This is a genomic window from Paenibacillus sp. FSL K6-1318, assembly GCF_037976905.1.
GTDB lineage: Bacteria > Bacillota > Bacilli > Paenibacillales > Paenibacillaceae > Paenibacillus > Paenibacillus amylolyticus_A.
The window spans coordinates 4217779-4241481 of the sequence record NZ_CP150270.1 but is presented as its reverse complement, the minus strand read 5'-3'; the positions used below and the strand labels follow the sequence as shown (position 1 = coordinate 4241481).

The following is a 23703-nucleotide window of genomic DNA, read 5'->3' as shown; positions in this document are numbered from 1 at the left end:
CCGTAATGAAAAAAACGGAGGATATGTCATGAATCATCGTCATGCAACCCGCAGATATGAACGACTCTACTATGTATTCTCCAGGCGAATGGAACGGAGGGTTATGATTCTGATCACATCCCTTCTAATCCTGCTTGTGGTGTATCAATTGCTGTTGTTAGTACCTGGCTTCAAAAAGAATATGACCACGATTGATCGCCTGGAAGGAACGCCAATTCAAGTGCAAACGATGATTGATCACAAACGTCGTTGATTTGTCTGTTTTTGCATCCATGTGTAGAGTGTGGTATAATTTTCACGATGCAGGCAATGCCTGTTTTTTTATTGAGGTTTATCGTTTGAGGAGGAATGCCCCGTTGGCAAGCCAGAACACATCAGAGAACGGGAAAATGAACGTTGCAATTGACGGACCTGCCGGTGCCGGGAAAAGCACGGTGGCCCGATTGGTTGCAGAGGCGCTCGCGTATGTCTACGTCGACACAGGCGCAATGTACCGTGCGGTAACCTTGCATATGCTTCGGAAAGGTATTACACCGGAAGATGTGACACAGGTACTTCAGGAAGCCCAAAAGCTGGTCATTGATTTACAACCGGATCCCGACGGACAGAAAGTGTTCTGTAATGGGGAAGAAGTAACCTCGGAAATCCGCTCCCGTGAAGTGACGGGAATCGTGTCCCGATATGCGCAAATCGAGGGGCTGCGTACGCAATTAGTGGATACTCAGCGGCAAATGGCTTTGCGCAAGGGCGTCGTCATGGATGGACGCGATATCGGAACGACAGTACTGCCCGATGCGGAAGTGAAAATCTTCATGACTGCCAGTGTGGAAGAGCGTGCGCTTCGCCGCTTCAAAGAACTGGACCCCTCTGAAGGACTGACGTTGCAACAACTGGAGCGAGACATTGCCACCCGCGACAAATTGGATGAGAGTCGGGAAATTTCCCCGCTTCGTTGTGCTGAGGATGCTATCGTTCTTGATACAACTAAGATGAACATCCATGAAGTGGTTGACAAAATCGTATCTTATTGCACAATGGTCAGAGGAGAGATCGGTCTATGATTTACACATTTTGCAGCACATTACTGCGGATCATTTACACCATTCTTTTCCGCTTGGAGGCCGTTGGACGGGAGAATATTCCGAAAGAAGGCGGCGTACTTTTATGTTCCAATCATATTAGTAACTTCGATCCTCCAACTGTTGGTATCAAAATTCGCCGTCAGGTGCGCTTCATGGCCAAAAGCGAGTTGTTTGAAATTCCGGTACTCGGCCGAATTATTAAAGCCGTGGGCGCTTTCCCCGTTAAACGTGGAGGTGTCAGCAAGGAATCCATCAAAACCTCACTCAATATTTTGCGTGATGGTCAAGTGCTCGGAATCTTCCCCTCGGGAAGCCGTCACAATGATGGAGGTATCGGCAAAAAAGGGGCAGCGAGTTTTGCTCTCCGCAGTGGCGCTACAGTTATTCCTACTGCTATTATCGGTAACTACAAGGTTTTTCGTAAGATGAAAGTTGTATACGGAGCACCGGTAAGTTTGGACGAGTTCAAGGAAGACCCATCCGGAGAAGCTCTGGAGAAAGCGACTGAGAAGATTATGTCCAAGATTAACGAAATGGTGCAAACGGGCGTGCCAAGCAAGTAATGGCTTCGTCAGTAGCTGAGTGCATGTTTCCATATTTTTGAGGGAGACTAAGTGGTAGTACTCAGTGATGAAAGTGTTTTGAACTCTGCTACAGGCAGGTTTGAATATAATGGGGTTTTTGAATTGAGGAGGGTATTTGACATGTCGGAAGAAATGAAAAATCAAGAAGCAACCCAAGATGAGTTGGATCAATTCGTTTCCTTGAAAAAAGGAGATACCGTAAAAGGAACCATCGTCAAATTGGAAGATAACCAAGCCTATGTGAGCATTGGATATAAATATGACGGTGTCATTCCAATTCGTGAACTGTCTTCATTGCATGTTGACAGCGCGTCTGATGCAGTAGAAGTTGGACAAGAAGTTGAAGCTAAAGTTCTTAGCATCGACGACGAGAAAGAAAAACTCGTTCTGTCCAAACGTGCAATCGACAGCGAAAACGCATGGGATCAATTGCAAAAGCATTTTGAAGACCAAGACGTATTCGAAGTTGTTGTAGGTGACGTTGTTAAAGGCGGTCTGGTAGCAGACGTGGGCGTGCGTGGATTTATCCCGGCTTCCATGGTTGAACGCCATTTCGTTGAAGACTTCAGCGACTACAAAGGACGCACACTGCGTGTTAAAGTGAAAGAGATCGACCGTGAGAACAACAAAGTGATCCTTTCCCAAAAAGACGTACTGGAGCAAGAATTCGAAGCAAACAAAGCTACTGTTATGGCTGGTTTGCAAGAAGGTCAAGTCATCGAAGGTACAGTACAACGTTTGACTCAATTCGGCGCATTTGTTGATGTGGGCGGAGTTGACGGTTTGGTTCACGTATCCGAGCTGGCTTGGACACACGTTGAAAAACCATCCGACGTTCTGTCTGAAGGCGATAAAGTTAGTGTGAAAGTGCTGAAAGTTGACCCTGAAAAAGGCAAAATCAGCCTGAGCATGAAAGCTGTTCAACCAGGTCCTTGGGAAACAGCTAGCGAAAAATTCAATTCCAGCGATATCGTAACAGGTGTTGTAAAACGTCTGGTAGACTTCGGTGCATTTGTTGAAATCGCTCCTGGTGTTGAGGGACTTGTGCATATTTCGCAAATCTCCCACAAACACATCGGCACTCCTCATGAAGTGCTGAAAGAAGGACAGGAAGTTCAAGTTAAAATCTTGGACATGAACCCTTCTGAGCAACGTGTAAGCTTGAGCATCAAAGAAACAGAAGAAGCTCCAGCTCAACCACAAAAATCAGAAAGACCTGCAAGAAACAACGCTCCACGTGAAGAAATCAACAATCCAAACGTTTCCTTGAACAATCAAGGTATGAGCACTACGCTCGGCGAACTGTTTGGTGACAAACTCAGCAAATTCAAATAAGTTAACAATGCATGGTTCTTAGTTATATACTGCATATTTTGCTGAATAATAAAAGCAAGATCGGCGAGCCCCAGGCGGGTTCGCCGATTGTTTTTATTGCGAGTATTTTGGCATGAAACGTTAGCCAAGACATATCTTTTTTGCTATGATGAGTATCGTAAGTATGGACAGGAGGAGTGGAATGTATGGCAAGACCCGTTGTGGCAATTGTCGGACGACCGAACGTGGGTAAATCCACCATTTTCAATCGGATCATCGGCGACAGACTGGCCATTGTGGAAGACAAGCCGGGCATTACCCGTGACCGGATCTACGGAATCGGCGAATGGAACGGTAAACCATTCAGTATTATTGATACAGGTGGTATCGAAATTGATGGTGAGGATGTCATCTTAAAATCAATCCGGATGCAAGCAGAGCTCGCTATTGAAGAAGCGGATGTTATTGTATTCATGTGTGATGCAAAAGCAGGTATTACGCAATCGGATGAAGAGGTCGCAGAGATGTTATACCGCTCAGGCAAGCCTATTGTTGTAGCCGTTAACAAAGTGGATAATATCGGACGAAGTGAGCTCATTTATGAGTTTTATGGATTCGGCTTCGGTGATCCCATCGGCGTATCCGGAAGTCACGGTACAGGTGTAGGTGATTTGCTTGATGCAATTGTGGAGAAGTTGCCTGAACTTGAGGAAGAGACTTACGATGAGGATGTCATTCGTGTAGCTCTGATCGGACGACCGAACGTGGGTAAATCTTCACTGGTGAACGCGATTCTGGGTGAAGAGCGTGTCATTGTAAGTGACGTGGCTGGAACGACTCGGGATGCGATTGATACACCTTTTGAAAAAGACGGCCAACGTTACGTGCTGATTGATACAGCAGGTATGCGTAAGCGCGGTAAAGTATATGAAACAACGGAGAAATACAGTGTAATGCGTGCCATGCGTGCGATTGAGCGTGCTGATGTTGTGCTGATTGTCATTAATGGTGAAGAAGGCATTATTGAACAGGACAAGCATATTGCAGGTTATGCATTCGAAGCTGGTAAAGCGTCTTTGTTTGTCGTAAACAAATGGGACGTGGTAGAGAAGCATGACAAGACGATGAAAGAGTTTGAGAAAAAAATTCGGGATCACTTCCTGTTTATGACTTATGCTCCGGTCGTATTTTTGTCAGCCCTCACAAAACAACGCTTACAAAAACTGTTGCCAGTTGTAAAACATGTAGCGGAGCAACACTCGTTACGTGTACAAACGCATCTACTTAATGATGTGGTATCGGATGCAGTGGCTATTAACCCTCCGCCAACGGACAAAGGACGGAGAATGAGAATTAACTATGTGACTCAGGTTGCTGTTAAGCCGCCGACCATGGTTGTTTTTGTGAACGATCCGGAATTGATGCACTTCTCATATGAGCGCTATTTGGAGAATAAAATCCGTGCAGCGTTTGATTTCGAAGGAACACCAATTCGAATATTTACTCGGAAGAAGTCCGACGAAAGTTAGGGGAGAAGTGTGTGATTCTACAAATCGCAGCGATTGTACTGAGTTATCTGCTCGGTTCAATCAGCTTTAGTGTCCTCCTTGCAAAAGCGATACGGGGGATCGATATTCGTCAGCACGGAAGCGGAAACGCAGGAGCTACCAATACGTTGCGTATTTTGGGTAAAGGACCGGCAATTGCTGTTCTGCTGCTTGATGTACTTAAGGGTGTTGCAGCTGTATGGATTGGAATCTGGCTGGGCGACGGTTCTGCCTGGATTCCTGCACTCAGTGGTATAGCAGCCATTGCAGGACATAACTGGCCTCTTTACTTCCATTTTCGTGGAGGAAAAGGAATTGCGACAGCCATTGGTGTTCTCGTAAGTCTTGCTTTCCTGCCTGCGTTATGTGCTGGGGTGATCGCCATTCTGTCTATTGTATTGACACGATATGTTTCATTGGGGTCTCTAATTTTTGTAGCATTTACACCCATCTTTATTTTGGTATTACCCGGATATTCAATGAATATCTTCTGGGGGAGTCTGATTATTTGTCTGTTTGCGTTCTGGAGACATCGTACCAATATTGCGAAGCTCGCCAAAGGACAGGAAAATAAATTGGGATCGAAAAACCCTGGAGGGGGTAAACGAGTTGTCTAAAAAAGTTGCTGTTCTGGTCGCTGGGAGCTGGGGAACGGCTCTGGCCAGTGTACTCGCCGCCAATAACTTGGACGTGATGATGTGGACACGTGGTGAAGATCAGGCTACGGAAATCAATAGCAAGCACACCAATACTCGCTATCTTCCGGATGCGGAGCTTTCTCCTCGGATTCAGGCAACCAATGATATGGAAGCTGCAGTGGAAGGCGCTATAGCTGTGTTAATTGTTGCGCCTTCTTCAGCCATGCGTGCAGTTACGAATCAGCTTAAGGCGTATTATAAGCCTGAGATGTTAATCATTCATGCAACCAAAGGTTTTGAGACAGAAAGCCTGAAACGCATGTCCACAGTCATTTCAGAAGAGCTGGAATGTGAAGAAGGACGTGTTGTTGTACTTTCTGGCCCAAGCCATGCGGAAGAAGTGGTGAAGCGCTGCCCAACGACAGTTGTTGTGGCCTCACTGGATAAGGCCTCTGCCGAGGCGGCCCAAGCTTTGTTTATGAATGCCTATTTCCGTGTGTACACGAATCGGGACATGCTTGGTGTTGAACTGGCAGGCGCATTCAAAAACATTATTGCTCTTGGTGCAGGCATGTCCGATGGTCTTCAATTCGGTGATAATGCCAAAGCAGCGTTGTTAACTCGCGGTTTGGCAGAGATCACACGTATTGGTGTAGAGATGGGCGCAAATCCGTTAACGTTTTCGGGACTTGCCGGAATCGGAGATCTGGTTGTAACGGCTACAAGTCAGCACAGCCGGAACTGGAGAGCAGGCTCCATGTTAGGTCAAGGACAGAAGCTGGATGATGTCCTGAAGTCCATGGGCATGGTGGTGGAAGGCATTCGAACCACGCAAGCTGCCTATTTCATCTCGCAAAAATACGGAGTGCAAATGCCGATTGCGGATCAGTTGTATCACGTTTTATTCCAGGAGAGACAGCCGCGTGATGCGGTTGAAGCCCTGATGGGACGTGACCCGAAGACTGAAATGGAAGTCATGAAGCTTGAAACCTGGGAGCAATGGCATTCCTGATTGTACTCATCCTAAACGCACCTTGTGAAATAAGAAGCTTATTCACCTTTTCTGTCGCGGACTCATACTATACACATGAGTATTGCCGGAGGAGGGGAGACGAATGGGTAACAACATTTCCAAAGATGCGCTGAATGCAATCAACAAGAAAACGGGTAAAACGATAACAGAAGGTGCCGTCAAGAAATTGGCAAGCACGGTGAAACCAACGACGATTCAGAATGAAGCTCAGTTGCGCCAATTGATCAAACAAGTATCCGCCATGGCGAAAGTTCCGGTATCTGAGGATACGGTTAAGGATATTGTGAGTGCGGTCAAGAAAAGCGGATTGAATCCGAGCAGTATGGAATCGTTAATGAAAATGATGATGAAAAAATAATAGATCACGCCTGCTTGTGTAGGTGATCCAGTAAGACAAAAAGACGAGTCGGCTTTTGCCGGCTTGCTTTTTTGTCTTTTTTTTGGAAAGTTAAGCTGAATTTCGTGTTATAATGGTTGCAATTGTCACAGTGTCAGTGATGAATATCGGACTGAAGGGGAGACTGCTGGATTATGAGCGCAATGGACAAGATGTGGCTGTCATTGGTCGCCATCCTCATTATGGGACTATCTGTATTCCTGATTACGTTTGCTCGTGCCAAAACAAAAGGCATTGTACGGGGGATCCTTTCTTTGATTGCATTTTTGATTATGCTGATTGGCTTTTTCGGGGGAATCGCATCTCTGACCTGACTTCCTATGCCTGAAGGATAACATCCGCATAAGCACATCATAAGAACTGACACAATGAACACGGATGAGGGGAGTGTGAGCCTATGGGGCCGCATGATACGGAGGGTCGGACAGAGCGTTATCCGGAATTACACGCGGCTTTGCTGGAAACGGCCAAAGCCTGGAACACGCAGCCTCAGACATGGTTGCTTGGAGGAAGCTGTGGGTTGCTGCTTCAGGGGGTGGAGTTGCAACAGGCTCCCAGAGATATTGATATCTATGCGGATGTTGCTGCTGCTAAGGAACTTCACCGATTCGCTCCGGGGGAAATGCTTGACGAGCCTACAGTGGATAAGACAGGACCTTATGCTTCTCTACTTAGCCACTATCAGGTTGGTGCATGTGCGCTGGAACTGGTTGGTGGTTTCGAAATTTGGGCTCGCAAAAGCTGGTACCGTATCGAGATTGAACATGTACTTGCTCTGCATGCACCAGTAGCACAAGTGGGTTCGTATACCCTGCGACTGATGCCGCTTGCGCATGAGTTGTTGTTTAATCTGCTGCGAGGTCGTGAAGATCGGTATGTACCCATTGCTAAACATATGCGTGAGCAACCACATGCACATCAACCTATAATGACACTGTTAAGTCAGCAGAATGTATGGACAAGCCGCTTCAGAGCCGAAGTGGAAGAGCTCGTCGGCTTTGCATGGTCCCAGTAGGTTGAGGGAGGAAAATAATGGAATATAAAGTTACTTTTTTACCTATGAACAAATCGATAGCGCTCAAACCAGGTGCAACACTTCTGCATGCAGCACGACGTGCCGGAGTCAAGATTACGACCCGTTGTGATGGTAAAGCGGCTTGCCTGATGTGCAAAGTGAACGTGGACGAAGAACATCAGGCGGAACTGTATCCACCAACTGATGCAGAAAAGCGTAAGCTGGGTTCTCTGTTGGAAGCAGGTACACGACTGTCCTGTCAGGCCAAGGTGTGTGGATCTCTATCGGTTCATGTTCCTGAGGACCCGCTGAAGGCAGCCATTCGGAAACAACTGGAACGTCAGCAACAGGAAGACGACTGGTTCTGAGCGTTATGAAATTGATTCTCTAATGAGTTATTCAAGGAGGATACGGATGATTAGGAACAAGCCAAGTTGTGTTGAAGGAAGCGGACGGCAGCGTCATATGCATCAGATGGGCGGTCTGCTGTTATTCCTGTTGTTTGCTTTTACAGCAAGTGGTTGTATGTATCCATCCCAGAGCAATTCGGACCCCAAGATCGCCTATCGGGAAAGTGTGAGTCGTATCCAGAGTGCGGTAGAGACATTCCAGCAAGATGAGGGGATTTTGCCAATCATCAATGCAGATATGACTACGCCAAAATATGAAAAGTTCAGAGTGGATTTGCCCAAGTTGAAACAACTGGGGTATCTGGATGAAATACCGGGTACTGCTTTTGAAAGTGGTGGGAGCGCTTACTTCCTTATTCAGGACGAAGAAGTGAATCCGACCGTTAAAGTGATGGATCTTCTGACCGTACAGAAAGTAAACGATGTGCAACGAATGGTTAATCAATATAAGTCCGTACATAACAATAAGCTGCCAAGCGGGGAAGAACTGTATCCGGGGTTATATGCTGTGGATATGGAGCAGGCTGCTCAGGCAGGTACTCCTTCCATTACGCTGAATAGTGTATATTCGGGTCAGGCGTTACCTTTTATGATGGATGACGAAGGCAAGGTCTATGTGGATTATGCTTTTGATATTATGCAGGCAGTGGAAAAGTCTGACGTGTCTCCAGCAGAGACTGAAGATGTTCGGGATTTGCTGGTGGAACACTCCTACTTCGTACCTGTAAAATCGGTTTTCTACGCTTGGAAAAATAATGCGCCGGTTGCCCAGCCCATAAAATAAGCATGGTTGCCATTCAAATGATTTAGCTGTATAACCACCATGGCTCTAATGGTTCAAAAAGAGATATTCCAAATAAGGGATATCTCTTTTTTCTTTTGTCAGTATGAGCAATAACCGTCATAAAAGCTTCGCGGATCACATAAAGTAGATTGAAATAAAGACGCGCAGTCCGAGATCGGGGGATTCTCCTAATGTCATCACCATAAGATAAAAAAACAAAAATACGCGTCATATTGCCGCATACGGATACATAAGATGATACTAGTCCAATTGCATGTACGAGTTAACGCCGCTCTCGCCGGTTTCATCAGAATGCAACGTTCGGCGGCGGACGACTTCCGGGCACTCACAAAGGCGGCTCTACCGTTGCAGGGATTTCAGTCTTCTGATTGAAAAAACGAAGCGGATGCTCTTTAGCATTTTTCCTTCGGAGTAATTTAGGGAGGGGATTTCATTGGAGAAAGTGGACATTTTTAAGGACATAGCTGAGCGGACCGGAGGGGATATTTATCTCGGGGTTGTCGGCGCAGTCCGGACGGGAAAATCAACATTTATTAAACGATTCATGGAAACCATTGTGTTGCCAAACATCACTAACGAGGCTGACCGTGGTCGAGCGGTGGATGAACTTCCACAGAGTGCAGCAGGTAAAACCATCATGACTACCGAACCAAAATTCGTACCAAATAACGCAGTCCAGATCAAGGTGGCAGAAGGACTTGATGTCAATGTGCGCCTTGTGGATTGTGTAGGCTACGCGGTGGAAGGAGCCAAGGGATACGAGGATGAGAATGGTCCACGCATGATCTCCACGCCTTGGTTCGAGGAGCCAATTCCGTTCCAGGAAGCCGCCGAGATTGGTACTCGCAAAGTCATTCAGGAGCATTCTACACTGGGTGTTGTGGTAACAACAGACGGCACAATCGCCGAAATTGCCCGTAGTTCCTATGTGGAATCCGAAGAACGCGTCATTGCGGAATTAAAAGAAGTGGGTAAACCGTTTGTCCTGGTCATCAACTCCACTCGTCCTCGCAGTGAAGAAGCCCTGCAATTGCGTAGTGAGCTTGCTGCCAAATACGACATTCCGGTGATGACACTCAGTGCAGCAACCATGACGGAAGATGATGTGACGGGTGTACTTCGTGAAGTGCTCTATGAGTTCCCTGTGCATGAAGTGAATGTAAACTTGCCGAGCTGGGTTATGGTACTCAATGAGACTCACTGGCTGCGTAGCAACTACGAAAACTCCGTACGGGATACCGTTAAGGATATTCGCAGACTTCGTGATGTGGATCGGGTTGTCGCTCAGTTCATGGAATATGAATTTATTGATCGCGCAGGCCTGAGTGGCATGAATATGGGGCAGGGTGTAGCCGAGATTGACCTGTACGCACCGGATGAGCTGTATGATCAGATTCTCGTGGAAGTGGTTGGCATCGAGATTCGCGGTAAGGATCATCTGCTGCAATTGATGCAGGAATTCTCGCATGCGAAGAGAGAATACGACCGCTTTGCAGAAGCGCTGGAGATGGTCAAAACGACCGGATACGGCATTGCTGCTCCATCTCTTGCCGAGATGGCTCTGGATGAACCTGAGCTCATTCGTCAGGGCACCAAATTTGGCGTACGTCTGAAAGCAACGGCACCGTCCATTCACATGATCCGGGTTGATGTGGAATCGGAGTTCGCTCCAATCATCGGTACGGAGAAACAAAGTGAGGAACTGGTGAGATACCTGATGCAGGACTTCGAGAACGATCCGATCAAGGTATGGGATTCAGACATGTTTGGTCGTTCTCTGCACTCTATTGTGCGAGAAGGGATTCAGGGCAAGATTGCCATGATGCCGGATAATGCAAGATACAAACTGCAAGAGACGCTGGGAAGAATCATTAACGAAGGTTCAGGCGGCTTGATCGCCATCATTCTGTAAGACATCAAAAGACCGTAAGGGGGCATCCCCTCGCGGTCTTTTTTAGTTTGATTTCTTGATTTTGGATGAAATGGATAGGAAGAATGTAACTTTCAAAAAAACTTAGCGAGTTTTAGCTTTAAATTACTAAAACCCATTTACATACTAGGGATTAGCCGTTATATTAATATTCAACTATTGTGATCGAGATCACAGAGAGTGGAACAGGGGGAAACAGAGATGAAAAGAAAAGAGACAAAATGGGTATGGTTGAGTGTGCTATTAGTATTTACATTGGCGCTGTCCGCTTGCGGAATCAAAAAAGAACCGGCAGCAACTCCGGCTTCGGGTGCATCTGGTGATACACCGAAAACGGAAGCAGTCACAGGCCCTCTGAGCGGCAAACGTATCGCACTTATTATGGAATTCAATACAGGTACTTTCTCGCAGCAATATGTACAAGGTGTCAAAGAAGAAATCGAAAAATTCGGTGGAGAACTGACTACATTTGTTGCCGATAATGATAAAGCGAAGATGGTATCCTTGCTCGATAGCGCAATTAATCAGAAATTCGATGCCATTCTGACGGATCACGGGGATTCCCTGCTGGAGCCAGGTGTGAAGAAGGCAGTAGAACAGAACATTCCAGTGGTTGTGTTCGACGCAGCCATTAGTGTTCCAGGAGCAACAGTCCTGTCGCAGGATGACCAAAAGATGGCTGAGCTCACGCTGGAGCAAATGAAAAAAGATATTAATGGACAAGGCAACATCGTTAAAGTATGGGTAGCTGGTTTCGCGCCGATGGAACGCCGTCAGATCGCATATGGTGAATTCCTGAAAGCAAATCCGGACATCAAGGAAATAGCGACATTTGGTTCTGCACAGAACCCGGCGCTGGATACTCAAGCCAAAATGGAGGCTATTCTCAAGCAATATCCAAAAGGTGAAATTACAGCTGTATGGGCTGCATGGGATGAGTTCGCCAAAGGTGCAGCACGTGCCATTCAACAAGCCGGACGTGACGAGATCAAAGTGTATGGTATTGATATGAGTGATGAGGATCTGCAAATGATTCAGGACCCGAAAAACCCTTGGGTTGCTTCCGCTGCGGTTGATCCTACAGACATCGGACGTGTACAAGTTCGTTATGCTTATCAGAAACTGAACGGGGATGAGACGGAAGATGCAGTAGTGCTTAACCCGGTCTATGTTCAACGTGAAGCCTTGCCGGATAAACAAATCTCCACTTCAGAGCTGTCGGAGTTCGTGGAAGGTTGGGGAGGCAGTACACAAGGAATCAAGGATTGGATGAGCGAATACGGTATTACTGCTAAATAAGCAGCGTAAGGGAAGCGCGCCGCAAGGCGCGCTTTTTCCAACCATAATAAAGACACGTGAGATATGGATGAGAAAATGGATACTCCCGGAAGGGAACGATTGGAGGTTAACATCATGAGTACTGCACCAATTCTGCTTCAAATGCAACATATCCACAAGCAGTTTTCAGGCATTCCTGCACTGAAGGATGTGGATTTCTCTGTAAAAGGCGGGGAGATTCATGCGCTGTTGGGTGCCAATGGTGCCGGTAAGAGCACATTAATGAAGATTTTGTCCGGTGCCTATCAATTGGATCAGGGTACGATTCAGTTGAGTGGACAAGCGCTTCACTTGAGTTCCCCGGGAGACGCGAAGGCAAGTGGGATTCACTGTGTGTATCAGGAAGTGGATGCGGCACTGGTGCCACAGTTGACGGCTGCGGAGAACATTATGTTGGATCAGTTGGCTTCATCTGCTGGAGGCTGGTGGAAGAGTCCGCGGAAGCTGCAACAGCGTGCGGTTGAAGCACTGAAGCAATTAGGAGCAGACATATCCGTTCACCAGAAAGTGGCTGATCTGACGCTTGCAGAGAAACAGATGATATTGCTGGCGCGGATTTTGATTCAGGATGCCAAGGTCATCATTTTTGACGAACCTACTGCACCGCTCAGTCAGGAAGAAACGGATGCATTTTTCCGCATTGTTCATCTGCTGAAGGAGCGGGGTGTAGCTTGTATTTTCATTACCCACCGCCTTGCTGAAGTGACGGGTCACTGTGATCGCGTTACGGTCATGAGAGATGGGCAACATGTATTTACCGGTGAAGCGAAAGGACTGACTATTAACGACCTGGTCACACAGATGTTGGGCAAGCCGTTTGAAGAAGAGTTTCCGAAGACAGAAGCACCTGTGGGAGAGCTGCTATTGGAAGCGCGTGGGCTACGTCGTGGAGTGAAGGTCAAAGGTGTTGATCTCTCAGTACGCCGAGGTGAAGTCCTCGCTGTCGTGGGTCTGGTAGGCGCTGGAAAAACAGAAAGCTCTCGTTTGTTGATTGGCGCAGATCGACTGGAGGGAGGCGAGATCCGGCTTAACAACCGTAACCTCCGCCTGTCTCAGCCTGCGGATGCGGCGGCTCTGGGGATCGTTTCTGTACCGGAGGAGCGACGCAAACAGGGAATTCTGATCCAGGAGAACGTGGAACGGAATTTAAGCCTGCCTTTGCTTAGTCGCCTCAGTACGTTAGGTTTCGTAAGCCGCAAGCGGGAGCGTCAGAATGCCGAATCATTGGTGAAACAGCTCGGAATCAAGACATCGTCCGTGAAACAGGAAGTGAAATATCTAAGTGGTGGTAATCAGCAGAAGGTGGCCATTGGCAAATGGCTTAACGCGGATGCGGATGTATTTATATTTGATGAGCCAACCAAGGGAGTGGACATTGGGGCGAAAAGTGACATTTTCCGCATCATTAATGAACTGGCCTTGGCGGGTAAGGGCGTAATCTATTTCACCTGTGAACTGGATGAAGGCATGGGGATCGGTGACCGTATTGCCGTTATGTGCGAAGGTGTTATCGTTAAAGAGTTCAAACGGGGCGAGACTAACCAAGAACAGCTGCTATACTATGCAAGCGGTGGACAAGAGGTGCAATCATGAAGGATAAATCACTGGATTTTGCGTTCCGTTACGGGGCGATTATTGTCATCATAGGTGTTATCGCATTTTTCGGCATTAAATTGCCTTATTTCTTTACGTACAGTAACTTGACCGATATTTTGGGCTCGATCTCTATCGTTACCTTTGTAGCGATTGGTGTTACGTTATCTCTCATTGTTGATGGATTCGATCTCTCGGTGGGGGCGACCGTCTCATTGACCACCGTCGTCACTGCTTCGTTAATGATTTGGTATCAGCAGCCACTAGCGATTGTCATTATCGTGCCACTGATTATCGGGGCTGTTATTGGTTTACTGAATGCTTTACTGATCGTAAAATTGCGTATTCCGGATCTGCTGGCGACCCTTGCCACGATGTACATCATCGGGGGCATTCACAAAACGTATGCGCAGGGATATACCATTTACAATCACATGCAGTTCCCTGATGGAAGCAAAGCTGCGGGAGAGATGGACCCGACATTCCTGCTTATAGGGCAGGGTAAATGGCTGGGTATGCCGATCTCTGTCATTCTACTGCTTATTGCGGTCATCGGTGTGCATATCTTTTTGACGTATACGAAATACGGGCGCCAGATGTACATTACGGGCGGTAATGAAGAAGCGGCACGTCTGTCCGGAATCAAGGTGAAAAAGGTGCGTACACTCGCCTATGTAGCCGCTGGAGTGTTTGCGGCAATCGGTGGTATCATCTATGCTTCCAAAGTAGGGTCTGGTCAAATCGATGCGGGATCACCGTTGTTAATGGAATCCGTAGCCGCTGTATTTGTCGGTTTCTCTGTGTTTGGCGCGGGTAAACCGAATGTCATCGGAACCTTCATCGGTTCGGTTCTAATTGGTGTACTTGTGAACGGTTTGACGATGATGAACGTACAGTATTTCACACATGATATTGTAAAAGGTGGGGTTCTCGTGCTCGCCCTGGCGGTTACATTTTACGTCTTAAACCGCAACCGGACTTGAAATTGTGGGCTGTCTGTATTAGTATGAAATTTGTTCGGCGTCTGAAATCCCTGTGGTTTCAGGCGACATTCTGCCGAAAATGACTGTTGACCGCAGGCGGAGATTTGTGTTCATCGCTCAAGATGTACGTAGATTTTTTGCGTATGAACGTATATTTCGCTATAAAACGGAAACACAGTATAACATTCAGGACATTGATACAGGAGGTGAAAAACAAATGAACAAATCAGACTTGATTACACACGTATCCGAAGCGACTGAATTGTCCAAGAAAGATGTAACGAAAGCGGTTGATGCCGTATTCGAAGCAATCTCTGAGGCTCTTCAAAGCGGAGATAAAGTACAATTGGTTGGTTTTGGGAACTTCGAAGTTCGCGAGCGCTCTGCACGTAAAGGACGCAACCCGCAAACAGGTGAAGAAATCGAAATTCCTGCGAGCAAAATTCCTGCATTCAAACCAGGTAAAGCGCTCAAAGACGGAATTAAATAAGATTTCTACATATTCCATATGTCGACAAAAAGACCGTGACTTGTTCACGGCCTTTTCTTTTGCCCTTTAACGATGATTCTTCTGGTTATCCGAGTGTTCAGGATCATCCGGTTGCCCGGCATAAGCAACGAGAATCAGTTCTTCGCCAGCAGCTGCAGACAGATGCTGTTCAATTTCTTTTAACTGATGAATATGCTCGTCTGTAAGTGCAGCAGGGGTGTATCTCATGCAGATTCTCCTTTCTGTGGCTGTACAACTGTAGTATGACCCGACGATAGCCGATTCTTGCGGTTCATTCGTATAAGGCGCTGGTTGACAAATGAAACAATCTTAATCATCATTAACGCTATCGAACGAAAGAAGGGGACATGCGTGATGGATCATCCAACCGGCAATGATTATATTGTAATTAAGGCAGAGGAAAATGGTGTCCAGGTGATCGGATTAACCCGAGGTCAGGATACACGTTTTCACCACACCGAGAAATTGGACAAGGGTGAAGTGATGTTTGCCCAATTTACCACCCATACTTCAGCTATTAAAATCCGGGGCAAAGCCACGCTGATTACCAAGCATGGACAGATTGAATCGGAGTAATGCACAGGTTGAATACGCTCAGATGAAGATTGCAGGCATAGCCTGCTTTTTTTCATTGTACAATGAGGTATGAGCCTTTACCGGACAGACTACACTAACAGGTAAAGGCAGGGAGGCGTATATGAAACCGCGGATGATTGTTACTGCTTCAATGCTGGCAACGGTTGCGGCGGTCTTTCTGCTTGTTGCGATACAAACCTTACATATGCGTACATGGGGCGGGGAAAACGTACAACCTGTCTCTGCATCACATCATCCAGTCCAGCTAACGGATGACAATCTGGTTGACGTGCTAAGCTCCATGCAACTATCTACACCCATTGCAAGAGTGGAATGGAAACAGTCCATTTTGAGACTGGACCTCAAGGTTAAAGGCACGGCTACGAGTTACACTGAAATCTATGAGAATATGGCAGCTGTGGCGGATCTGGGCTTTCGGAGTCTGGACAATGTGGATCAGGTGCTGCTGCGTGTGATGGCAGAAGATGAATGGATGCATAAACGACATCTGTTGCTTGCTGCTGATATTCGGCGTGGAGAATGGCCCCTGTATGCGATTGAAACATTACGGAACTGGAAAAGTGCGGCCTTTTCGGATGAATTGAAGGACTGGTTTCATTTGATGGAGACCGAACTCTGGAAGAAGCAATTCGAAATGACAAGTCAAGGGTAATAGAATAGCAGGATTCAGTGCGTGCCCGATCAACATATGCTATAATATATAAGATTGTAGTGCAGAAATGGTTTAACAATGTTAAGGCTCGGAGGCTGAGAATGAATTCATATCGCGTACCCCAACTAGCAAAGAAATATACGGATTACGACATGATTCGACAACATACGGAAATCCCATCATTTCCGGATAGCCGGGCACGTCTGTTGCAGGTTTTTGTGGGCCGCACAGACGAAAAGGTGCATCAAGAGCTATATGCTCTTGCAACTTCGCTCGTTCAGTTGGCCATGGATACGCATGATCGAATCGATACCATTTCCGGTGAGCGAAGAGAGCAGGAGATGCGTTCACGCCAGCTGAATGTGCTCGCCGGAGATTATTTAAGTAGCCGTTTCTATCAATTGCTTGCCCATGCAGGCAAAATTGAAATGATTGGCAAACTCAGTGCTGCTGTATCCGAAGTGAACGCACGCAAGATGACGCTGTATGAACGGATGAAGAAGCTTCTCGTTTCGGCTGATGAATACTTGCGTGAAACGGTACAGCTGAGGATGCAGCTGTTTCTTTCATTTACAGGCATGATTCAAGATAAGGAAGAGTCCTTATGGAACAGCCTGTTGACCGAATTCAGCTCCTGCGAAACGATCGTGGAAGAACTGAAGCGGATGAATGACGAACAACAATTTCTTCACAGCTATGCATACTGGCACATATACGAGTACGGTAATGACGATGAGCGCAGTGTGCTGCGTCAGTCTGAACCAGATGCACGTGTATGGAACGCTATGGTGCTGAAGCATAGGGTTGGCGAGGTTCTGCTGGACAAGCTTCGCGAATGTACACACCGCATTCAACTGTTGTTGCAAGACGAGGAAGGGCGGATGGGCTTGCATGAGATACATGCAATTCTTGAGCCGTACTTAACATATTTGCAGCCTTCACATGCGGCAGTAAGGGAAGATTGAGGGGGAGACAGACGAATGGGGAGCGGAGAGAGCAAACCGAAAGAAGAATATGTCCATTCGGTTTTTCAGAGTATAGCCGGAAAATATGATGTCATGAATGATATTCTAAGTTTCCGCAGGCATAAGGCTTGGCGCAAATTCACCATGAAAAAGATGAACATGTCCAAAGGCGACACCGGTCTCGATTTGTGCTGCGGCACATGTGACTGGACGCTCGCCATGGCAGAGGCAAGTGAAACGGGGCACATGCATGGGCTTGATTTCAGCAGCAACATGCTTGAAGTTGGCCAAACGAAGATTAATGCCGTGCAGCGTCAGAAGCAGATTACCCTGACACAGGGAAATGCCATGTCACTTCCTTTTGAAGACAATTCATTCGATTATGTGACGATCGGGTTCGGGCTGCGCAATGTACCTGATCTCAGACAGGTGTTGTCTGAGATGAAACGTGTAGTAAAACCGGGCGGTATGGTTGTGTGCCTGGAATTGTCCAAGCCAACATGGCAACCGTTCAAAGGCATTTATTATTTTTATTTTGAGAAGGTTTTACCGAATCTTGCCAAAGTGTTCGCTAAAAGTTTTGAGCAGTACAAATGGCTGCCGGACTCTCTGGCCATTTTTCCGGGAAGGAAGGAACTGGCAGACATTTTTGCAGAAACTGGATTGCAACAGGTGCAGGCCTACCCTCTGACCGGGGGTATCGCGGCACTGCATATTGGAACCAAGGAGAATCAGCATGTTTAGGAAAATTCGCATTTTTTTAGAAATGATCAAGATTGAACACACGCTTTTTGCTTTACCCTTTGCATTTATGGGGGCCATTCTCGGCTCCATGGTAGTGAATGATACTTTCCCAAGCTGGATGCAGATCATGTGGGTATTGCTTGCGATGGTCGGCGCACGTAGTGCGGCTTTCGGTTTGAACCGAATTATTGACCAAGCGATTGATGGCAAAAATCCGCGTACCGCGATGAGAGCGATCCCTGCAGGACTGTTGAAAAATGGGGAAGTTGTTATATTCGTCATTATCTCTTTTATATTGTTATTCTGGGCCTCATCCAATCTTAATGTATTATCCATGCAGCTGTTGCCTATTGCTGTGTTTATGCTGGTACTGTATTCGTACACCAAACGTTTCACATGGTTATGCCACATCGTTCTTGGAATGACGATTGGTTTGGCACCACTTGGTGGCTGGGTAGCCGTAACAGGAACGATGGATTGGACAGCGATTGTGCTGTACGTTACGATTGTGTTCTGGACAGCGGGCTTTGATATTATCTATGCATGTCAGGATCTGGAATTCGATCAGGGAGAGGGTCTTCACTCCATACCTTCCCGTTTTGGCCTGGTTAAATCCTTGCAGATCGCTAAGTTCTTCCATGTGATTACTGCAATTGGTTTTCTTGCGTTATTGTTGATGACAGATCTGAGCTGGTGGTATGGCGCAGGCATGTTGGTGACGTATGGAATTCTGTTCTACCAACACTATATTGTATCGCCTAATGATATGAGCCGTGTTCAAACGGCGTTTTTTACCATGAACAGTTTGCTTAGTTTAATCGTATTTACGTTCACTCTGATTGATCTGGCGGTGAAATAAATGGTGCAGCAGCCGGACAATAAACGACTGGTTGTCGGAATTACCGGAGCGAGTGGCAGCATATATGGCGTTCGATTAATTGAAACGCTGCTTGATTTGGAATATAACGTTCATCTGGTCATATCCAATGCAGGGTGGCGTGTACTGAAAGAAGAATTGGACTGGGATGTGACGAATCGGGACGCGGTGCTGGAAGAAAAATTCGGCAACCGTGCCGGTTCTCTGATCTATCATCCTGTGAGTGATATAGGGGCCTCCATTGCAAGTGGTTCTTATCTGGCCGATGGCATGATTATCATGCCATGTTCGATGGGAACTCTTTCGTCCATCGCGCAGGGATCGTCGGATAATCTGATGTCTCGCGCAGCCGATGTTATGATGAAAGAGGGAAGAACATTGATCCTCGTACCACGTGAGACGCCTCTTCATGCAATCCATCTGGAGAACATGCTGAAGCTTTCTCGTCTTGGTGTACGAATGATACCGGCTATGCCTGCTTTTTATTACAAACCTCAGACTATGGATGAGTTGATTCTGTTTTTGGTGGGGAAAGTGCTGGATAGCTTGCGCATCCCACATCAACTGTTTACAAGATGGGGAGAACCGGATGAACGGGGATAACGACTGAGTTCGATACAAGGCTGTTTTTTGCCAAAGTGTTGCTCGGTTTATTTGTCCCCCGAATCCCGGGGTATTGGTGAGCACTGATGGTGAGTCTTCATGAACCACAGTCTTGACCCATGCTCCGGCAACTTCTGTATTTTGTTTCAGAACAAGTCGCAGAGTTTAATTTTCGGGTGTTGGCTATGACATTCGGAGAAGAAAAACACGTTAGATTACCTTATAGAACAACACAAGCAAGAACGGTAAGCCGGGTTTTTCGTAATGACTGCAGGCCCGACTTGCTGGAGGGGAAGGTAAGCATGAATTTATGGACTGACAATACGCTGATACGGGTGAACGAATGAAACTATTGGATATTTTCGGGTTGTTAAAAAAGGACATGGATTACATCGAGAAAGAGTTGTATCGCAGTGTTCGAGGAGAACAGAAGCTGCTGAGTGAAACGTCACTTCATTTGCTCAAAGCAGGAGGAAAACGGTTGCGGCCCGTTTTTGTGTTACTTGGTGGGAAATTTGGTACATACGACATTGAACGTCTGAAGTTGGTTGCGGTTCCGCTGGAACTCATTCATTCCGCATCTCTCGTTCATGATGATGTTATTGATAATGCGGAGACCCGCCGAGGCAAACCTACGGTGAAGTCAAAATGGGATAATCGGATTGCCATGTACACTGGAGACTATATCTATGGTAAGGCACTTGAAATGACTGCCGGATTATCCGATCCAGCTATTCATCGTATCCTTGCCAAAGCTATGGTACAGATGTCCATTGGTGAGATGGAGCAAATTCGCGACTTTTTCAATACGGGACAAAGTGTTCGTAACTATCTGCTGCGGATTCGCCGCAAAACAGCACTTCTGATTGCGGTTAGCTGTCAGTTAGGGGCATTGGCTACACGTGCGCCTGAGCATGTATCTTCCCTGCTGTATACATACGGATACAATGTGGGGATGGCTTTCCAGATTCAAGATGATGTACTTGATCTGGTAGGTACCGAGAAACAACTTGGCAAGCCACCTGGCAGTGACATGAAGCAAGGAAATATAACTCTTCCTGTACTTTATGCCTTGGAAGAATCCGATCTGCGGGAACCCTTGCTTAAGGAAATTTCCCGTGTCCAGCATGAAGAAGGACGGGCAAGTGCATCGGATGCAATTGGAATGATTCGACAAAGTCAAGGAATTGCTAAAGCTGAAGCCCTTGCTGACCGATATATGAAGAAAGCGCTCGATGCTCTCGATCAGCTACCTAACATCAAGACGACCAAAAACCTGCGTGATATCGCTCATTTTGTGGTTAAACGTACGCATTAAACTTTGTATGACCTTCGACTCTCGGATTGCTCATACCCTAAGATGAACAGAACTGTGAGATTCCTCATTGGGAGGATTTGGACATGTATGTTACAATCAGAGGGATTGCGTTTACATAGTGATTAACTTTGAACCGTGAGTGAGGAGTGAGCTGATGGATCGTACATTTTTGATGGTGAAGCCGGATGGTGTGCAGCGTGGATTGATCGGTCGAATTATTAGCCGTCTGGAAGACAAAGGATTTAAGTTGGTGGCAGGCAAATTGGTGCAGATGTCTGAGGATCAGGCAAAACGCCATTATGCTGAACATGAGGGCAAACCGTTTTTCGATGATCTGGTTCGTTTTATCACATCGGGGCCTGTATTTGCCATGGTGTGGGAAGGCGACGATATTGTGGCGCTTGCGCGCATCGTCATCGGAAAAACCAATGTGAAGGAAGCAGCTCCGGGTACCATTCGCGGAGACTTCGCCAGCCACACACCACATAATCTGATTCATGGGGCGGATTCACCGGAAAGTGCTTCCCGTGAAGCAGCAAATTTCTTTGCTTCAGATGAACTGGTGGTATACGACAAGAGCATCGCAGCCTGGTTGTAATTATTAGCCAAAAGGGTGATACACGATGCTGGAGCAAGAACAACTACTAGACCCGGATTACACCGGATTCATTCGTAAAATCAAAGAGAGCACAGGCATTGATCTTGCTCAATACAAGGAAGGCCAGATGAAAAGAAGGCTGACCACACTTCGCAACAAAAACGGGTTTCATACATTTTCTAACTTTTTTGAAGCTATGCAGAAAGATAAATCATTGTTCTACGAATTCCTTGATCGTATGACGATTAACGTGTCGGAATTCTGGCGTAATCCCAATCGTTGGGAAGTGCTGCGGGACGAGATTCTGCCTGAGCTGCTGGGGCCCAAGCGTCGTGCTAAAGTTTGGAGTGCAGCCTGTTCAACAGGTGAAGAACCTTATACACTTGCCATGATTCTGGACACGATGGGCATTTTGAAGGACAGCTCCATTACGGCAAGTGATCTGGATGAAGGTGCATTGGCCAAAGCCAAGGAAGGGCGTTATATGGAACGCTCACTTAAGGATGTGCCAAAGGAAACGGCGAACCGTTACTTCAAGCAGGATGGCTTGGTATACCGTATTGATGAGCAACTCAAAAATTCGATCAAGTTCATGAAACAAAATTTGCTGGTGGACCGTTTCGACGATGGGTACGATCTGATTGTGTGCCGAAATGTCATGATCTATTTTACCGAAGAAGCCAAAAACCTGTTGTATCACAAATTTGCAGCAAGTTTGCGTCCAGGCGGTATTTTGTTTGTAGGTAGTACGGAGCAGATCTTCTCCCCGGGACAATATGGTCTGGAGACAGCAGAGACATTCTTCTATCGGAAAAAATAATGATAATGGTTGTTGAGCCGTCTGTAGCACATGTACATGTGTTCAGGCGGTTATTTGTATACCAAGTACAAGAAAGAGCCGACTTTCTTGTCAAAGCCGGTCAGCTATACTATAATAAGCAAAGAAATTATGGGATTTTAGCAATGTGAAGTTTAACAGTTTAAAGGGGGAACGTATTATGAGTTTACGCTATTTAACCGCAGGGGAGACGCACGGACCCCAATTGACCGCTATTATTGAAGGTTTGCCAAGTAATTTGACGATTGACTTTGAAGAACTGAATTTCCAGCTTCACCGCCGCCAAAAGGGATATGGTCGTGGACGCCGGATGCAGATCGAGAAGGATCAGGCCAATTTCGTTGGTGGTATCCGTCACGGATATACAACAGGTGCTCCAGTAGCGCTGGTTGTTCAAAATAACGACTGGAAACATTGGCAGAACATTATGAATATTGAGCCAATTGAAGGCAGTGACGAAGAGAAACGTCGCGTTCATCGTCCGCGTCCCGGACACGCCGATCTGAACGGTGGACTCAAGTATAATCTCAAAGACTTGCGTAACGTACTGGAGCGCTCCAGTGCGCGTGAGACAACGGTACGCGTGGCATGTGGTGCCATTGCACGTCAGTTCCTGGCTGAATTCGGAATCAAGGTAGCTGGGCGTGTACTTCGGATTGGAGAGATTGAAGCTCCTTATCAGGACCTTCCGATTGATGAACTGATTGCAGTGACAGAAGCTTCCTCAGTACGTGTCACAGATGCTGAGACAGAGAAGAAGATGGAAGCCTACATCGACCAGATTAAACAAGAAGGCGATTCCATCGGAGGAATAGTGGAATGTATCGTTGAAGGCGTACCTGTTGGTTTGGGAAGTTATGTTCAATACGATCGCAAGCTGGACGCACGAATCGCACAAGGCGTAATGTCCATTAATGCATTCAAAGGTGTAGAAATTGGTATCGGATTCGAAGCCGGAGTCATTCGTGGATCACAGGTACATGATGAAATCATGCATACGGATGAGCGCGGCTACCACCGGGCAACCAACCGTCTGGGTGGATTCGAAGGTGGTATGACGAACGGGATGCCAGTGGTTGTACGTGGTGTGATGAAGCCGATCCCAACGTTGTATAAGCCACTTCAAAGTGTTGATATTGATACGAAAGAAGCATTTACGGCTCAGGTTGAGCGCTCAGACGCTTGTGCTGTACCAGCAGCGAGTGTGGTTATGGAGCATGTCGTAGCATGGGAAATTGCCAAAGCATTCCTGGAGAAATTCGGCGGGGATTCCATGGAAGAGATCCGTGCGAACGTTGCCAGCTATAACGCTCAACTGGAGAATTACTAAT

Annotated in this window: 28 protein-coding genes; 27 read left to right on the top strand and 1 reads right to left on the bottom strand. The window is 46.8% G+C overall.

The annotated features are described in order from the left end of the window. The first annotated feature begins 28 nt into the window (after nucleotides 1–28). The 17 genes from NYE45_RS18710 to NYE45_RS18630 all read left to right on the top strand — a co-directional run bounded on the left by NYE45_RS18710 (nucleotide 29) and on the right by NYE45_RS18630 (nucleotide 15159). Entirely contained in the window at nucleotides 29–253 is a 225-nt protein-coding gene (locus tag NYE45_RS18710; protein WP_340013582.1) for a hypothetical protein, read from the top strand. Nucleotides 254–356: 103 nt separating this feature from the next. Continuing rightward, nucleotides 357–1061, top strand: a complete 705-nt coding sequence (gene cmk, locus NYE45_RS18705) for a (d)CMP kinase (RefSeq protein ID WP_062835207.1) — start codon at nucleotides 357–359, stop codon at nucleotides 1059–1061. Then, nucleotides 1058–1645: a lysophospholipid acyltransferase family protein gene (locus NYE45_RS18700; RefSeq protein ID WP_091018056.1), complete on the top strand. Its 588-nt coding sequence runs from the start codon at nucleotides 1058–1060 to the stop codon at nucleotides 1643–1645. Before cmk ends, NYE45_RS18700 begins: the two co-directional genes overlap by 4 nt. Before the next feature lie 141 nt (nucleotides 1646–1786). Next, on the top strand, nucleotides 1787–3001 hold the full coding sequence (gene rpsA, locus NYE45_RS18695; RefSeq protein WP_062835205.1) for a 30S ribosomal protein S1: 1215 nt from the start codon (nucleotides 1787–1789) through the stop codon (nucleotides 2999–3001). A gap of 185 nt (nucleotides 3002–3186) precedes the next feature. Further along, nucleotides 3187–4509: a ribosome biogenesis GTPase Der gene (der, locus tag NYE45_RS18690; protein WP_062835204.1), complete on the top strand. Its 1323-nt coding sequence runs from the start codon at nucleotides 3187–3189 to the stop codon at nucleotides 4507–4509. 11 nt (nucleotides 4510–4520) lie between these two features. After that, entirely contained in the window at nucleotides 4521–5144 is a 624-nt protein-coding gene (plsY, locus tag NYE45_RS18685) for a glycerol-3-phosphate 1-O-acyltransferase PlsY (protein WP_062835203.1), read from the top strand. Then, nucleotides 5137–6177, top strand: coding sequence for an NAD(P)H-dependent glycerol-3-phosphate dehydrogenase (locus NYE45_RS18680; RefSeq protein ID WP_062835202.1), 1041 nt, complete (start codon nucleotides 5137–5139; stop codon nucleotides 6175–6177). The genes plsY and NYE45_RS18680 overlap by 8 nt, the downstream gene beginning before the upstream one ends. A 103-nt stretch (nucleotides 6178–6280) precedes the next feature. After that, on the top strand, nucleotides 6281–6556 hold the full coding sequence (locus NYE45_RS18675) for a stage VI sporulation protein F (protein ID WP_017687687.1): 276 nt from the start codon (nucleotides 6281–6283) through the stop codon (nucleotides 6554–6556). Nucleotides 6557–6729: 173 nt separating this feature from the next. After that, the gene (locus NYE45_RS18670) at nucleotides 6730–6909 is read left to right on the top strand and encodes a DUF2768 family protein (protein ID WP_017687688.1); all 180 of its coding nucleotides are present in this window, start codon (nucleotides 6730–6732) and stop codon (nucleotides 6907–6909) included. Nucleotides 6910–6992: 83 nt separating this feature from the next. After that, entirely contained in the window at nucleotides 6993–7610 is a 618-nt protein-coding gene (locus tag NYE45_RS18665; protein ID WP_340013581.1) for a hypothetical protein, read from the top strand. A 17-nt stretch (nucleotides 7611–7627) separates the two neighbouring features. Continuing rightward, the gene (locus tag NYE45_RS18660; protein ID WP_340013580.1) at nucleotides 7628–7978 is read left to right on the top strand and encodes a 2Fe-2S iron-sulfur cluster-binding protein; all 351 of its coding nucleotides are present in this window, start codon (nucleotides 7628–7630) and stop codon (nucleotides 7976–7978) included. A gap of 46 nt (nucleotides 7979–8024) precedes the next feature. Then, on the top strand, nucleotides 8025–8804 hold the full coding sequence (locus NYE45_RS18655; protein WP_340013579.1) for a hypothetical protein: 780 nt from the start codon (nucleotides 8025–8027) through the stop codon (nucleotides 8802–8804). A 454-nt stretch (nucleotides 8805–9258) separates the two neighbouring features. Next, a complete protein-coding gene (gene spoIVA, locus NYE45_RS18650; RefSeq protein ID WP_036607700.1) occupies nucleotides 9259–10737 on the top strand; it encodes a stage IV sporulation protein A in 1479 nt (492 codons plus the stop codon). A gap of 219 nt (nucleotides 10738–10956) precedes the next feature. After that, complete coding sequence (locus tag NYE45_RS18645; protein ID WP_340013578.1) at nucleotides 10957–12054, top strand: sugar ABC transporter substrate-binding protein; 1098 nt, start codon at nucleotides 10957–10959, stop codon at nucleotides 12052–12054. Between the two features lie 114 nt (nucleotides 12055–12168). Next, nucleotides 12169–13686 (top strand): sugar ABC transporter ATP-binding protein, encoded by a 1518-nt coding sequence (locus NYE45_RS18640; RefSeq protein ID WP_340013577.1) that lies wholly within the window; start codon nucleotides 12169–12171, stop codon nucleotides 13684–13686. Beyond that, nucleotides 13683–14669, top strand: a complete 987-nt coding sequence (locus NYE45_RS18635) for an ABC transporter permease (protein ID WP_062835197.1) — start codon at nucleotides 13683–13685, stop codon at nucleotides 14667–14669. Before NYE45_RS18640 ends, NYE45_RS18635 begins: the two co-directional genes overlap by 4 nt. A gap of 217 nt (nucleotides 14670–14886) precedes the next feature. After that, entirely contained in the window at nucleotides 14887–15159 is a 273-nt protein-coding gene (locus NYE45_RS18630) for an HU family DNA-binding protein (RefSeq protein WP_024630670.1), read from the top strand. Nucleotides 15160–15225: 66 nt separating this feature from the next. On the opposite strand, the gene NYE45_RS18625 is transcribed toward NYE45_RS18630, so the two are convergent. After that, nucleotides 15226–15387 (bottom strand): hypothetical protein, encoded by a 162-nt coding sequence (locus tag NYE45_RS18625; protein ID WP_167350886.1) that lies wholly within the window; start codon nucleotides 15385–15387, stop codon nucleotides 15226–15228. 147 nt (nucleotides 15388–15534) lie between these two features. Here NYE45_RS18625 and mtrB point away from each other — a divergent pair, with 147 nt between their 5' ends. The 10 genes from mtrB to aroC all read left to right on the top strand — a co-directional run bounded on the left by mtrB (nucleotide 15535) and on the right by aroC (nucleotide 23702). Continuing rightward, nucleotides 15535–15756: a trp RNA-binding attenuation protein MtrB gene (gene mtrB, locus NYE45_RS18620; RefSeq protein ID WP_017687697.1), complete on the top strand. Its 222-nt coding sequence runs from the start codon at nucleotides 15535–15537 to the stop codon at nucleotides 15754–15756. 121 nt (nucleotides 15757–15877) lie between these two features. Further along, nucleotides 15878–16429 carry a hypothetical protein gene (locus NYE45_RS18615; protein ID WP_169482451.1) on the top strand — a complete coding sequence of 184 codons (552 nt, stop codon included), beginning with the start codon at nucleotides 15878–15880 and terminating at the stop codon, nucleotides 16427–16429. 101 nt (nucleotides 16430–16530) lie between these two features. After that, entirely contained in the window at nucleotides 16531–17394 is an 864-nt protein-coding gene (locus tag NYE45_RS18610; protein WP_062835195.1) for a heptaprenyl diphosphate synthase component 1, read from the top strand. A gap of 15 nt (nucleotides 17395–17409) precedes the next feature. Further along, nucleotides 17410–18138, top strand: a complete 729-nt coding sequence (locus tag NYE45_RS18605; protein WP_062835194.1) for a demethylmenaquinone methyltransferase — start codon at nucleotides 17410–17412, stop codon at nucleotides 18136–18138. Further along, entirely contained in the window at nucleotides 18131–18997 is an 867-nt protein-coding gene (locus NYE45_RS18600) for a UbiA-like polyprenyltransferase (protein ID WP_340013576.1), read from the top strand. Before NYE45_RS18605 ends, NYE45_RS18600 begins: the two co-directional genes overlap by 8 nt. Then, nucleotides 18998–19618, top strand: a complete 621-nt coding sequence (locus NYE45_RS18595) for a flavin prenyltransferase UbiX (RefSeq protein ID WP_339782981.1) — start codon at nucleotides 18998–19000, stop codon at nucleotides 19616–19618. Between the two features lie 343 nt (nucleotides 19619–19961). After that, on the top strand, nucleotides 19962–20936 hold the full coding sequence (locus tag NYE45_RS18590; protein WP_017687703.1) for a polyprenyl synthetase family protein: 975 nt from the start codon (nucleotides 19962–19964) through the stop codon (nucleotides 20934–20936). A gap of 154 nt (nucleotides 20937–21090) precedes the next feature. Beyond that, nucleotides 21091–21534, top strand: a complete 444-nt coding sequence (gene ndk / locus NYE45_RS18585; RefSeq protein WP_017687704.1) for a nucleoside-diphosphate kinase — start codon at nucleotides 21091–21093, stop codon at nucleotides 21532–21534. A 25-nt stretch (nucleotides 21535–21559) separates the two neighbouring features. Beyond that, entirely contained in the window at nucleotides 21560–22354 is a 795-nt protein-coding gene (locus NYE45_RS18580; RefSeq protein ID WP_340013575.1) for a protein-glutamate O-methyltransferase CheR, read from the top strand. 178 nt (nucleotides 22355–22532) lie between these two features. Then, nucleotides 22533–23702, top strand: a complete 1170-nt coding sequence (gene aroC / locus NYE45_RS18575) for a chorismate synthase (protein ID WP_062835188.1) — start codon at nucleotides 22533–22535, stop codon at nucleotides 23700–23702. The last annotated feature ends 1 nt before the right edge of the window (nucleotide 23703 follow it).